At 52.9% G+C, this 13783-nt stretch carries 10 protein-coding genes; 9 read left to right on the top strand and 1 reads right to left on the bottom strand.

Features of this window, described 5'->3' with window-relative positions; genetic code table 11:
* Window positions 1-1194 carry a glycoside hydrolase family 88 protein gene (locus MHH82_RS18745; protein WP_340967317.1) on the bottom strand — a complete coding sequence of 398 codons (1194 nt, stop codon included), beginning with the start codon at window positions 1192-1194 and terminating at the stop codon, window positions 1-3.
* A gap of 293 nt (window positions 1195-1487) precedes the next feature.
* Here MHH82_RS18745 and MHH82_RS18740 point away from each other — a divergent pair, with 293 nt between their 5' ends.
* The 9 genes from MHH82_RS18740 (at window position 1488) to MHH82_RS18700 (ending at window position 13640) form a co-directional block, all read left to right on the top strand.
* A complete protein-coding gene (locus tag MHH82_RS18740) occupies window positions 1488-1670 on the top strand; it encodes a tautomerase family protein (protein ID WP_009590941.1) in 183 nt (60 codons plus the stop codon).
* A 6-nt stretch (window positions 1671-1676) separates the two neighbouring features.
* Window positions 1677-2639, top strand: coding sequence for an ABC transporter permease (locus MHH82_RS18735; protein ID WP_015735902.1), 963 nt, complete (start codon window positions 1677-1679; stop codon window positions 2637-2639).
* 18 nt (window positions 2640-2657) lie between these two features.
* Complete coding sequence (locus MHH82_RS18730; protein ID WP_036660892.1) at window positions 2658-3530, top strand: carbohydrate ABC transporter permease; 873 nt, start codon at window positions 2658-2660, stop codon at window positions 3528-3530.
* Window positions 3531-3655: 125 nt separating this feature from the next.
* Complete coding sequence (locus MHH82_RS18725) at window positions 3656-5233, top strand: extracellular solute-binding protein (RefSeq protein ID WP_340967313.1); 1578 nt, start codon at window positions 3656-3658, stop codon at window positions 5231-5233.
* Window positions 5234-5343: 110 nt separating this feature from the next.
* A complete protein-coding gene (locus MHH82_RS18720) occupies window positions 5344-6393 on the top strand; it encodes a response regulator transcription factor (protein WP_340967312.1) in 1050 nt (349 codons plus the stop codon).
* Window positions 6390-8261, top strand: coding sequence for a cache domain-containing sensor histidine kinase (locus MHH82_RS18715; protein ID WP_015735898.1), 1872 nt, complete (start codon window positions 6390-6392; stop codon window positions 8259-8261). The genes MHH82_RS18720 and MHH82_RS18715 overlap by 4 nt, the downstream gene beginning before the upstream one ends.
* 15 nt (window positions 8262-8276) lie before the next feature.
* Window positions 8277-9044: an SDR family NAD(P)-dependent oxidoreductase gene (locus MHH82_RS18710; protein ID WP_015735897.1), complete on the top strand. Its 768-nt coding sequence runs from the start codon at window positions 8277-8279 to the stop codon at window positions 9042-9044.
* Window positions 9045-9052: 8 nt separating this feature from the next.
* Window positions 9053-11287, top strand: coding sequence for a heparinase II/III domain-containing protein (locus MHH82_RS18705; protein WP_340967309.1), 2235 nt, complete (start codon window positions 9053-9055; stop codon window positions 11285-11287).
* A complete protein-coding gene (locus tag MHH82_RS18700; RefSeq protein ID WP_251496746.1) occupies window positions 11271-13640 on the top strand; it encodes a DUF4962 domain-containing protein in 2370 nt (789 codons plus the stop codon). Before MHH82_RS18705 ends, MHH82_RS18700 begins: the two co-directional genes overlap by 17 nt.
* Window positions 13641-13783 lie beyond the last annotated feature (143 nt).

The raw sequence follows: 13783 nt of genomic DNA, 5'->3' as shown, positions 1-13783 counted from the left end.
TCAGAAGATCCGGTTTTTCCATCCCATTAGCTTGGCTGCGCTCTCAACATAATAATAATCGCCATAGATGAGCGAGACGTTTATATTTTGTCCGGCAGGCAGATGCCCTGTGGCTTCTTTCAGTATGCCTTCATAATCCGGGTCATCCCATTCGGCGTAACGGTTCGTCAAAGAGTCGATGATACTCAAGGCGCTGCTGCGGTACAGAGCGCTTTCGGCTTGCGGGACGAGGTCCGCGATTTCAAGCAGCCCGGATGCGGCGCAGGATGCCGCGGATGTATCCCTTGGCACCGGTGCCATTGGGGATGTTTCCGTCCCGTCATGATCGGGGGATTCCAAATCCTTGCGCTCCGCCCGAAAATCCCAAAGCGGAATGGAATCTTCCTCAAGGGAAGCCACAAAGAAATGAGCGACTCGCTTGGCAGCGTCGAGATACCGAATATCGCCGGTATACCGATAGGTGTTCGCCATCCCGTGCAAAGCCCAGGCTGCTCCCCGGCTCCAAGCCGATTCCGGTCCAAAGCCTTGCCCTCCAAGCGATTCCATATATTCGCCCGTCAACGGGTCAAACCGGCAGATGTGCCGAACCGAGCCGTCGGGTCTAATGAAATGTTCAGCAACCGTATTGGCCTGCTCCCTGGCGATATGAGCGAATCTCGGATCGCCGCTCTCCTCGGAGGCCCAGAACAAGAGGGAGAGATTCATGGTGGAATCGATGATGGACCAGCCTTCGTTTCCGTGGTTCCACGAGGTAGGCTTCACCTGATTCCAAGCGCGAATGAATCTGCCGACGGGGTTATACCTTCCTGCGAGCAGGGTAGCCGCCAACAATCCTCTCCGCCTGGCATCCGGATCGCCGGTCAGTTTATATTTGATGACGGCCGTCGGCAGAAATTGAAAACCTACATCGTGATGAAAGTTACTGTCTCCGATCAGCGCCTCTTCAAGCCGAATATCCCATTCCCAAGCCCATTCCTTATACTGCGGCTGCTTGGTCATATCATACATCATCCATAGCATCCCCGGCCAAAAACCGGAGGTCCACCAATCGATCCGGGTGGAATCATAGATCCCGTTCTTTGTGGCATGGGGAACTTTGCCTTGGAGCTGACCCGTCATACGCGTTACTTTCTTTTCGAGTTTTCCCCATAACGACGCATAGGTCGTTACCTCTTCCTTCACTTGTCCGTTCATCGCTAACCTCCCATAACTGATGGCATCGAGCGGCCCGTGTTGGCATCTGCTTGGCATCTGCTTGGCATCTGCTTGGCATCTGCTTTGAACCATTGTTCCACAGAACGCTTCGAATTTCTAGACCAGCCGTTTAAAAACTGTTGAAATCACAAGCCGAACTTAAAAAAACACAAGCCGCCGATCCACCTAAAAAAAACACAAAGGAACCGATCTTCCTCCATTGCTGCCCGGTCATGAAAACCTATAGGATAAGGATATTCATCACATCCATTTCCTAAGGAGGCGATCAGCCGATGCCGCAAATTACGATTAAAATGTACGAAGGACGCACGGATGAGCAGAAGAACGAAATCGTTGACGTTTTTACAAAGGAGCTGTCGCGGATCATTGACCGGGAGCCTGAATTTATCAGCATCCGGTTTGACGAAATTCCGATAGATGACAACGCACCGGCCCATTTGAGAAACAAGAGGTGATGACAGATGGCCGAGCCAAACAAAGCAGCGGTAAGCCCGATTCTGGAGGGAAAGCTTGATAAACGGAGAAAGCTGCTCGGATTCATGTGGAAATATAGGGCGCTGTACTTCATATCGCTGCCGGGACTGCTGTTCTTCGCATTGTTCAAATATGTTCCGTTAATGGGCTCCGTGATCGCATTCCAGAACTACAATTTGTTTGCGGGCGTAACGGGAAGTCCCTGGGTGGGCCTTGAGCACTTTGGGCGAATGTTCCAGCACTATGATTTTCTGAAAATTCTGCGCAATACGCTTCTGCTGGGTACTTATGACATTCTGTTTGCTTTTACGGCCCCCATCGTCCTGGCTTTATTGCTGAATGAGGTTCGCCAGGTCGTTTACAAGAAAATTGTCCAGACGATATTCTATGCGCCGCATTTTCTGTCATGGGTTATTGTAAGCGGTATCTTTGTGGGCATCCTGTCCCCATCATCGGGGATCGTGAACGTGGTGCTCGGGTGGTTCGGCATCGAACCGATCTATTTCCTAGGCGAAGATTCCTACATTCGAACGGTATTGGTGGGCTCCGGATTATGGAGAGATGTCGGCTGGGGAACCATCATCTATCTGGCGGCGCTCGCAGGCATCAATCCGGATCTCTACGAAGCCTCCGAAATCGACGGAGCGGGGAGATGGCGCCAGACCCTAAGCATTACCCTGCCAGCGCTGCTTCCCGTGATAACGATCCTGTTCCTGCTCAAGATCGGGGATTTCATGGATTACGGGTTTGAACGCGTATTCGTGTTTCAGAACCCGCTTAACATCCAGTCCAGCGAAATTTTGGACACATATATTTACAAAGCCGGCTTGCAGCAGCTTCAGTACAGTTATGCCACCGCCATCGGGGTGTTCAAGTCCGTTGTCGGCTTGTTCCTGATCGCCATTGCAAACACCATCAGCAAGAAAGCGACCGGCGAGTCGCTGTATTAGAGGGGAGTGACCACCAACGTGAAATATGACAGTGCAGGCAGAAAAATGTTTCTTGTATTGAACTATATCATCCTTACCTTTCTTGCACTCACCATGCTGCTCCCATTCCTAAATGTCATTGCCCAGTCGTTCAGCAGCCCGGGCGCTATCGATCGCGGAGAAGTGATGTTCTGGCCGGTGGAATTTACCTTTGCATACTACAAGCATGTATTCAACGATGTTTCCATCTGGAGGGCATTCGGGATCAGCGTCTATATTACGATATTCGGAACCTTCATCAATCTGGCAGCAACCGCTTCGCTGGCGTACCCGCTCTCCAGGCCCGAATACGTCGGCAGAAAAACCATCATGATAATCATCCTGTTGACCATGATTTTTACGGCACCACTCATCCCGCAATTCATTCTGATGCGCGAGCTGAATCTCGTCAACACGCTGTGGTCCTTGATGCTGCCATCGGCGATCAGCGCATTCAACCTGTTTGTGCTTCGCACGTTTTTCACCCAAATTCCGGGCGAACTGATCGATTCGTCCCGAATCGACGGATGCAGCGAGGTCCGTACCCTGTGGAGCATCGTGCTTCCGTTATCCAAGCCGGCGCTGGCGACGGTAGGGATATTCTATTCCGTAACGAATTGGAACAAATATATGGATGCCCTTTACTATATCAATGACCGCAGCAAGTATCCGCTCCAGGTAAAATTGAGGGAACTTCTGGTGAACGAGGGCCTGACCGATACGGGCAACATGGCGTTCGAAGCAAGCTCCCAGTCCGTGCAGGGCATTCAGATGGCGGTTATTCTGGTAGCCACGCTGCCCATCATTCTCTTGTATCCGTTTCTGCAGCGCTTCTTCATTCACGGGATGATGATCGGGTCGATCAAAGAATAGCCCTAAAAAAACGACAAACCGAGCCAAAGACATTCCTTGTTCCCGCCCAGACGGCTCTCTATACTGATAATAAGTTTGAAAGCGCTATTATAAGCGACTATATTAGCTTGAAAAGAGGGGTATTCATGAGAAAAAGCTGGACACGTGCGCTTACGTCAGGTCTTGTACTGGCCATGCTCGTCGGCTGTGCGGGCAATAATGGCGGAGGCGGAGGAGCCAACGCCGGGGGCGACGGCCAAGGCGGGAATGAAGCGGGAGCCACGAAATTTTCCATTTCGATGCGGACGCTTAACGTTTCCTACGTTGAGAAGAATCCGGATATCAACCAGGATAAGTACGTGCTGGAGCTAGAGAAAATGACGAATACGGACCTCGATATCCGTCTCATTCCGCATAACGAATATCAGGATAAAATGGTGCAGATGTTCGCAACGAACGACATACCGGATGTGGTGCAGGGAACTGGCGGAATCAGCGGTCCCGAGCTGGCGGGTGCCGTGGAGAACGGAGTCTTTCTTCCGCTCAACGACCTGCTGCAGGAGCATGGGCAGGACCTGCTTAAGTTTATCCCCGAGGAAGCCTGGAAGCGGATGACGGATTCCAAGACGGGCAATATCTATGGGATTCCCGAAATCTTGTCCAATCCGTCCAGACGGGCCACATGGATTCGGACCGACCTGCTGGAAAAGGTAGGCAAGGAGATCCCGACAACGGTGGAAGAGACGATGGAGGTTCTGCGCGCGTTCAAGGAAGCCGGGGTGGAGCAGCCTTATGCGGGACGTCAGAATTTCAAATATGCCGATACCTTCTTCGGAGCCTATGACGTGCTGGGTTACCTGAACCAATTCAAGGTGTTCCCGGACGGGCAAGTAAAGCCCACCTTTTTTGACGAAGAAAATATGAAGCAGGCCATTCAGATCTATAAGACGATGCATGAGGAAGGATTGATCAGCAAGGAATTCGCGACCATTGAAAGCGCGGATTTCAAATCCATCGTCACGAGCGGCAAAGCCGGCATGTGGTCTATGAATGCCAACGAGCTTCCGATCTGGGGAACCCAGCTGAAGGAGAATGTGCCGGACGCGAAAGTGGCGCTGATTCCTTCGCCAGTAGGACCTGACGGTAAAGGGGGATATGCCCATTATAATCCGGTCACGCGTTCCTTCTTCATCAACGCGAAGGCGAAGGACAAAGCGGAGGATATCGTGAAGTTCTTCAACTGGATGGTCAGTGAGGACGCGGAATTGTTCTTCAGCTTCGGCATCGAGGGCGAGGATTATCAGGTAACCGACGGAAAGCCGGTCTTCGAGGTGCCGACGGACGCGGCAGGCGCGGATAAGATGCGTTATTTGAACTACTGGCTGTGGCTGGTGCAGGACACAACGTACAACAAACGCGTGTCCGAATTGTCCGATTCCGGCAAAGAGCTGATTGATGCTTTTGATAACATGTTATCGACTGAGGGCCGCCGCGGAATCGAATTCGACCCGAGACTGGAGGCGATGGTGAAATATCCGGAGCTGAATCCGAAATCGGATGAACTGCCTCCGCTGATTCTGGAGTACGTGCTCCGCATGGTATACGGAAGGGAGCCGATCGATAACTACGGCAAGGTGCTCGAGGAGTATCTGTCGAAGGGCGGTAAAGAGATTATTGAGGAAGCCACAAAACGATACAACGAAAAAGAAAACGCTTTCGAATAGGCGGGGCATGTTTTAGTATAGTGTTGAAGAATGACTCCTCTGCTTGTCCAAGCAGAGGAGTATCTTGCTAAAGCTAAACTACTCTCGCTGTTTTGAAAGGGGAATAGGTGATGTACCGCATTCTGGTCGTTGATGATGAACCTATGATAAGGATGGGCTTGGCGAAACTGATCACGCAGACGGATCCGGCCATGATTCAAGCGGAAACGGCCGGAAACGGCATGGAAGCATTGGAAGCGATCCAGACGGCACGACCGGACTTCATATTTACGGATATCAAGATGCCCAAGATGGACGGCCTGGAGTTAAGCAAGCAGTTATATGAAACATACGGCGATATCACGGTCGTTGTCATCTCCGGTTACGGCGATTTCGAATACGCCCAGAAATGCATGTCGTATGGGGTTAAGGAATATCTGCTCAAGCCCGTGACCAAATCGGTGGTACATAACACCATGAACAAATTGATGGCGGATCGAATATCCATGCAGGAGAAGCAGCGGTTCTATTTTCCGCTTTCCAAGCTGGAGGATTGGCTGGAGCAGCTCGAGCTGGCCGTATGGCATTTGCAAATGAACGATATCCAGATGAAGCTGCAGGAAATCGAGGACTATTGCAATGAGCGCCGGTTCGAATCGATCCAGCTTCAGGAGCTGCTGGATGAGCTGTACGCGAAATTGATCAAGCAGTTAAACGGCAGGGACGTATATTCGTTCGAACGCATGACGGGAATATCGGGGCCTGCGCCCGGAGGGAACCATCATTATTTCGAGAGATTTCGTCTGGCCGTGAATCAGACGGTGAAACTCATACGCGAGAAGAGAAAAGGAAATGCGAAGGAGCCTGTAGAGGAAGCGAAAGCCTATATCGAGCGTAACTTGTCCCGCAATCTCTCGCTGGATGAGGTGGCCGACATGCTTGGACTCAACCCGTCGTATTTCAGCCAGCTGTTCAAGCAGATGACGGACGAGACCTTTGTCCATTACCGGATCAAGAAACGAATGGAGAAGGCGAAGAAGCTCCTTGCCATTCCGCATTATAAAATAACGGACATTTCGTTCGAAGTGGGGTATGCGGATCATCCCCATTTTACCAAAACCTTTAAGAAGGTCACCGGTTACACCCCTTCCGAATACCGGGAGATGCTGGGGATCGAATGATGCGTAAGAGCCTGTCCCGTCAAATCTTCCTGTACTTCTTCATCGTCGTGATGTTCTCGCTTACCACGGTCGGCGTCTTCTTCTACATGAAATCATCCGAAGCGATTGACGAGCAGGTCGAGAAGTATATGACCACCGTCATCACGAACGCCGCAAGGCAAACGGATAATCAGCTGAAAATGTTCGAGCGGATCAGCAATACGATTTTGCTGCAGGATTCGGTGAAACGATTTTTGGATATGGACCCCAGCGACAGTTACGAGCATTACCGGTTCACCCATCTCATCCGAAAGGATGTCTTTCAGAAGATTTTCATTCAATACCCCACGCAGACCCATATGATGTATATTCTGGGGTTCCATGGCCGTTCGATTTTCGATCAGAACCAGAATTTCTCCGCCATGTCGATCGATCCGTCGGACCGACTTCGTGAATTGACGGAGAAGACGCCGGGGAACGGGGAGATCGTCATCTTGAAGACCAGCCTGCTGGAACAGGATCGCGACAACGTCATTACGGTTGCCCGCAAAATCCGTGGAATGAATTCCTACGACGTTAAAGGCGTGCTTGCAGTAGAATTCAATGAAGATCAGCTTTCGGGTTTATGGAATGGCGTCGACCTGGGGGAACAGGGTTTCTTTTTCATCCTGGATCGTGAAGGCGAGGTCGTTTATGCCCCAGAGCACGTGGATATGGAGGGAATCACGACCACGGACCTGCCGAAGCGCATTATCGCCAAGGGCGATCATCGCTTCATTGAACCGGTATTAGGCGAGAAAGCGATGATCATCTCGCGCCAGTCCGAATATTCGGGCTGGAGCCTCGTCATTATGATGCCGCTGGATGAGCTCCGGGCGCCGATTTCGGGCATCCGCTCCACCACCATTATCGTAGGCTTTGTCACCTTGTTCATTGCGCTCGTTCTGGCATACAGATTCGGGAAATCGATCGTGAATCCGATCCGCAATTTGAAGAACGGGATGAGGCAGACGGAGAAGGGGAACTGGACGCACATCACCGACGTGAAACCGCGCGAGGATGAAATCGGGGGATTGATCCACAGCTACAATCTCATGGTCAGCCGGTTGTCCGACATGATCGAGCAGGTATACGACACGGAGCTCCACAATCAGAAGACGCAGCTGGAGCTGCAGGACATCCAGTTGGAGCGCCAGCGGGCCGAGTTTCAGGCGCTTCAATTGCAGATTAATCCTCACTTTTTGTACAACACGCTGGAAACGATCAATTGTTACGCGATCGTTCAGGATTCGGACGAAATTTCGGACATGGTGGAGGCCATGGCTTTCATGCTTCGATATTCCATTCAGACCAATCTGGAGGAAATCACGATTGCCAACGAGCTGAACCATGTGCGGCATTACATGATGATCTTGAAGCATCGGATCGGGCGCGATTTTGAGATCGAGGTGGCAACGCCGCCCGAGCTCCTGTTGGAGAAGATGGTCAGGCTCTCCCTGCAGCCGATTGTGGAGAATATTTTCCAGCATGCCTTTCCGGAAGGAATCGAGGCGTGGCATTACATTCGAATTGATACGAGAGTCGACGGAGACAATTTGCTGGTCATTGTCGAGGACAACGGGGCAGGCATTGCGGACCATAAGCTTCATAAACTGCGCAAAAGGCTCGAGGAAAACCGCCTGGTCGATGATGAAGAGGGGAAACGCGCCAGGCGCAGAGGCGGCATCGGCATCGTGAACGTCCATCGGCGAATTCAGATGGTTTACGGCGAAGCGTACGGGATAACGGTTCATAGTTCGCCGAGTCAAGGCACAAGCATCGTCATGACGATGCCGCGAATGGAAAGAAAATGTGAGCAAGAAAACAGGCTGAAACAGCTGCAAACCTAATCAGGAGGGATCAACATGCAAATCAATCTATCGGGTAACGTCGCTTTAGTCACAGGATCTAGCGGAGGAATCGGTCGGGCGGTTGCCATCATGCTGGCGAGAAGCGGAGCCAAGGTAGCGCTGAATTATCTGAACAGCAAGGAGGCTGCCGAAGAGGCCGTTGCCGAGATCCGAGATTTTGGCGGCGAAGCCCATGCTTTTCGCGCAGACGTTGCGCAAGCAGAACAGGCGGAGGCGCTTGTGGCGGAAGTGGAAAAGGCGTTTGGCGGACCGGTAACGATTCTGGTTAACAATGCGGGGCATTTGGTCCAGCGGCTGGCAAATGCGGAAATGACCGAGGAGCTCTACGCCAAGATCATGGACGTCAATATGAAAAGCACGGTATTCGTGAGCAAAGCGGTCATTTCGGGGATGAAAGCGGCCGGTCAAGGCCGCATCGTGAACATGACCTCCGTGGCGGCGCACAACGGCGGCGGACCGGGTGCTAGCATTTATGCAGCGAGCAAGGCTGCCGTCCTGAGCTTTACCAAAGGCTTGGCGAAGGAGCTCGCTTCAAGCGGGATTAATGTGAATGCCGTATCCCCGGGCTTTATCGGGCAAACGGCGTTTCACGCGACCTTTACCCCGGATGATGCGCGCAAAGCTACCATTCAGGGCATTCCGCTTGGGCGAGAAGGCACGCCGGACGATGTCGCCGGCTCCGTGTTGTTTCTCGTCTCGGGGCTGTCTTCTTATATAACAGGTGAGACGATCGAAATCAACGGCGGCATGTTCATGCGATGAGGGATTGGATGAAGGTGAAGGCGAAGCTGAACTCGTATGCGTGGGGCGTGCAAACGATCGATATCCTGAAGGCCGAGCTGGACCAAGTAATTAACCGGAAGCTGGATGTTCCCCTCGAGCCCGGCGGCTGGTGGCACCAATTCGTTTGTCCCGAACATCACACGGAGCTGTTGTTTGATCCTCTGGAAGCCGACGGCAGCACCTTTCGCTGTCCGTATGGCTGCGAATGGGAAGGAGAACCGTATCGGGGAGCATGGCTGGTATTCAAGCATCAGGCCATGGCCCGATATGCTCTGCAATCCGCCGCCGTCTATGCGGGCACGGGGGAGAAGGTTTACGCCGATCTTGGAAAAAGGCTGATCGTTCGATATGCGGAGCAATTTCCGCTGTATCCTGTCCACCCGGATGCGCAGCCATGGATGCTGAAAGGGAGAGCATTCCATCAGGCTTTAACCGAAGCCATCTGGGCAACGACGCTTCTTCGTGGATATCTGCTTCTGCGGGATGAGGGCGTATGGATTGATGAGGCGGATCTTCGGAAGATTGACCGGTTCCTGCACATGCTGGAGAGCAGCATGACGGAATATCATCATATTTTGTCCCGGGAACGCGGAAATCCTGAGAACAACTATACCGCTTGGCTGATCGCCGCTTTGTTCTGTATCTATGCGGTGCAAGGCGAAACGAAGAAGCTGAAGCAGCTGGTTGAGCAGGAAGGCGGGCTGCGCCATCATCTCACCATTGCCGTCAAGCCCGATCAGCTTGAATTTGAAGGCAGCATTTACTATCACGTATTCGTGCTCCGTGCTTACCTGATTGCTGCGGAAATGGGGAGCAGGGTTGGTGAAGAGCTTTTTTCCCTGAGAGGGGAGCAAGGCCAATGCATGCAGGGAATGTTATCGGTCCTGGTTCGATTATCAGACCCAAACGGCTTCTTGCCTGCACTTCACGATGGTCCTTATCGCAGGGCCCCATTCGCGCGAGAAATTGCGGAAGTTGCGGAGATCGGCTTATCCGTATTTGGGGATAAGAGCTATCGACGATTGCTTGGCCATGCATATCGGGAACTGAATGGAGAAGCCGGCAGAATCGGCATGCTGGAGGCACTGCTGTACGGCACGGGATCATGGGATGGCCGAAACGGTATGGCGGCTCCCGGCATAAGGAACTCGCCTATGTTGAAATCGGGCGAGATATGGGAAACGGGGGATATTATCGAAGTACAGGTCACCCGTGAGGTCCCAAGACCGGGAGACGCTATGCAAGCAGATCGTGATCTGACAGCTCATGAAGCGGGGGGGATCGCAGGCGGTAACTTAAATCATGCCGACGGCGAATCGCGTAATTCCGTTTTTCTTCCTCACAGCGGGTTCGCCCTGTTAAGGACGAACGATCCCCAAGGCCTTCAAGCGCTGATTGATTTTGGCCCCCATGGCGGTTCGCATGGTCACTTTGATAAATTGAATCTGATGATTCATGCCGGGGATCAGCCTCTTTCGCCAGATCGTGGAACTGTACCTTATGGATCGGTTCTGAAAAAGGAATGGTACCCCCATACTGCCTGCCACAACACCGTCTCCGTAGGCGGCCGCTCGCAGAATCCGGCCGAAGGCAAATGCATGCGGTATGAATCCGCTCCAAACCGTTCCTATATTTGGGTTCGGGCCGATGAAGCCTACGATCATGGCATTCTGGACCGGCATTTGATCATGGCGGAAGATTGGCTGCTGGATTGGTTCGAAGTGGAATTGGATGAACCGGCCGCCGTGGATTGGTGGTTTCATTACGTCGGCACAGGGCAGCTTCGCCAAGCTTCGGATGAGGTTCAGTACAGCGGGTCGGCGGAACCGGGAAACGAGGACGGACGCGCATACGTAAAAGAGCGCTCCTCTAATGTATGGTCCAGAGACGGTATGCAGGTTGACCTTCATATCGCTAACGAGTCAGGAGCGCTTGCGGTAGCATCCTTTGCCACCTTTGAAGGAACGGTATGCTCACGAGTGGAATCACCTGGGCTTGCTGACGATCCCAGCCGTCCCATGGAAGGAATCCGGCTTCAACGATTGGATTCGAAAGCCCGCTTCATCGTCGTTTATCGTGCCGGAAATGAGCCGATATCCTTGCGATGGACGCATGCTGCGGACGGGGATTGGCTCCATCTGTCGGATGGGAGGACGACAAGAAGCTTTACAATGACCAACAACGGGTTGAAGGAGAGGGTGCTCGATGAAAACCTTGTTTGAACCGAAAAGCGGATTATTGTCCGTGCCGTATCAACCGGACGAAGGGAGTAAGCTTCTCGAGAATCCTCCCCGTTTCACCTGGATGCCGGGACAGCTTGAGGACGACCGTTATATGCTGCAGATCTCGACTTCACCCTCGTATGAAACGGGGGCCACGACGACGATATCGCCGATTCCCTATAACTTATACACTCCGGATCGACCGCTGGAGCCGGGTACTTATTATTGGCGCTATGCCTTGCTGACCGGTGAGCAAGTGGAGGATACCGCGGACTTGGAGCATAACCGTTCTTCTTGGAGTCAATCCCGAATGTTTCATGTCCCGGAGGGGCTGCCCGAGACTCCCCTGCCTGGCAGAGCGGAAAGGTACGAACGCACGCATACCGGTCATCCGCGGTTATGGTTGGACGAAAAGGGGATTGAGGCGTTCCGGGAAGGTCTCCGCAAGGATGAAGATTACTGCGGCTGGCAGGCCTTTTACGAGAGATCGGTCCTTCCATGGGTGAATAAGCCGCTAATCCCGGAACCGGAGCGTTATCCGGGCAACAAGCGCGTCGCGAAGCTGTGGCGACAAATGTACATGGATTGCCAGGAAACGCTCTATGCCGTCCGGCATTTAAGCGTGGCAGGAGTTATATTGCAGGATGATGCTTTGATAGCCAAAGCGAAAACGTGGCTGCTCCACGCGGCCCGTTGGGATACGGAGGGAACAACGTCCCGCGATTACAACGATGAAGCCGCTTTCCGCATGGTCGGGGCGCTTGCCTGGGGGTACGACTGGCTTCACGATTACCTCGGCGCTGAGGAGGTTGATCTCGTCAGGGGCGCCTTGCTGCGCCGTACCGAGCAGGTGGCCTTCCATGTGATGGAGCGCTCGAAGATCCATCATGTCCCTTACGACAGCCATGCGGTTCGTTCGTTATCCTCGGCTCTGGTCCCAGCCTGCATCGCCTTGCTTCATGAAGAAGCGAGCGCGCGGACATGGCTGGATTACACGCTGGAATACTACGCCTGCCTCTACTCCCCATGGGGCGGAGAGGACGGGGGCTGGGCAGAAGGGCCGCTCTATTGGACAACCGGCATGGCATTCGTGATCGATGCGCTCAATCTCATCCGCAATTACGTAGCGATCGATTTTTATATACGTCCGTTTTTCGGGCGCACCGGCGATTTTCCGCTATATTGCAGCAGTCCGGATACGATTCGGGCCAGCTTCGGCGACCAGTCCTACCTCGGAGAACCTGTCAGCCTGAAGACGGCCTTCAATATTCGCCAGTTTGCAGGCATTACGGGAAACGGGCTGTATCAATGGTATTTCGAACAAGTGGCCAAATCGGATACGGATGCCGACTCCAAATTTTATAATTACGGCTGGTGGGATTTCCGGTTTGACGATATGCTGTATCGGCATGACTTTCCTCAGGTGGAAGCCGTTCCTCCATCGGATACCGTTCCCTTTGCCTTATCGGACGCTTCGGAATCCAATGAAGGGGCCATTCAATCCGTCAAATGGTTCCGCGATATTGACTGGGTGGCGATGCATCACCGGATGGATGATCCGGATGAACACATCATGCTGCTTGCGAAGAGCAGCCGATACGGCTCGATGAGCCACAGTCACGGTGACCAGAACGGCTTCCTGCTGCACGCATACGGCGAGCCGCTGGCGATCGAGAGCGGGTACTATATCGCCTTCGGCAGCACGATGCATATGAACTGGCGTAGGCAGACACATTCCACGAATAATATTCTTATCGATGGCCATGGTCAGTATGCGGGAAAAGACAAGGTTCTCTGCATCGAGGCCAGCGGCAGGGTGGAGCAAGTCGACGCTGCAGCAGGCTTCGGGTATGCCCGCATGAACGCAACGCAGGCCTATCGGGCGAATGTCCCCTACCTGGAGCGTTATGTGCGCGAAATCTATTTCTTCGACGAATCTTATGTTGTGATATTGGATACGGTGGACCTTGCCAAGCCAGCCAGCATCGAGTGGCTGTTCCATACCTTGAACCGGATGAAGCTGTCGGGGCAGACCTTCCGAGTGATGGGCAGCAAAGCGGAGATGGAGGGGCGATTCGTGTACTGCTCCTCAGGCGATCTATCGCTGAATCAGCATAATCAATTCACCAACGTCGATCCCGAAGAGATCGAAGGGCTGGATAATCAGTGGCATCTGCATGCGGAGACGAAGTCAGCTTCAAGCCATCGCATCGCGACTCTCCTGGTGCCGATGAAGGTGGATGAGAGTAAATACGTCTCGTATTTTCTGGACGATCAGGACCATGGGGTTCATATCTATTTCACGAACGAGGACGGGAACACCAGGAAAGTGGAGGTGCCCAAGGCGTATTAAGCGGGGTAGCGCCGATGCGATAACGAATGCCAAAAGACTCAACATACAGCAGCCTTTGCTGGAGTTGAGTCTTATTTCTGCTAATAGGAAGGAGTATGCATGGTGCCAATTTATCATCGAGCAGGGGAGCAGCTTGAAATACA

It is taken from the genome of Bacillus sp. FSL K6-6540 (assembly GCF_038007545.1).
The sequence above is the reverse complement of the archived record's forward strand: the minus strand, read 5'-3'. Positions and strand labels throughout refer to the sequence as shown.

Coding starts and splice junctions, on each gene's coding strand:
- MHH82_RS18700 (WP_251496746.1), top strand. CDS start 11,271: ATGAAAACCTTGTTTGAACCGAAAAGCGGATTATTGTCCGTGCCGTAT.
- MHH82_RS18720 (WP_340967312.1), top strand. CDS start 5,344: ATGTACCGCATTCTGGTCGTTGATGATGAACCTATGATAAGGATGGGC.
- MHH82_RS18710 (WP_015735897.1), top strand. CDS start 8,277: ATGCAAATCAATCTATCGGGTAACGTCGCTTTAGTCACAGGATCTAGC.
- MHH82_RS18740 (WP_009590941.1), top strand. CDS start 1,488: ATGCCGCAAATTACGATTAAAATGTACGAAGGACGCACGGATGAGCAG.
- MHH82_RS18705 (WP_340967309.1), top strand. CDS start 9,053: ATGAAGGTGAAGGCGAAGCTGAACTCGTATGCGTGGGGCGTGCAAACG.
- MHH82_RS18735 (WP_015735902.1), top strand. CDS start 1,677: ATGGCCGAGCCAAACAAAGCAGCGGTAAGCCCGATTCTGGAGGGAAAG.
- MHH82_RS18745 (WP_340967317.1), bottom strand. CDS start 1,194: ATGAACGGACAAGTGAAGGAAGAGGTAACGACCTATGCGTCGTTATGG.
- MHH82_RS18715 (WP_015735898.1), top strand. CDS start 6,390: ATGATGCGTAAGAGCCTGTCCCGTCAAATCTTCCTGTACTTCTTCATC.
- MHH82_RS18725 (WP_340967313.1), top strand. CDS start 3,656: ATGAGAAAAAGCTGGACACGTGCGCTTACGTCAGGTCTTGTACTGGCC.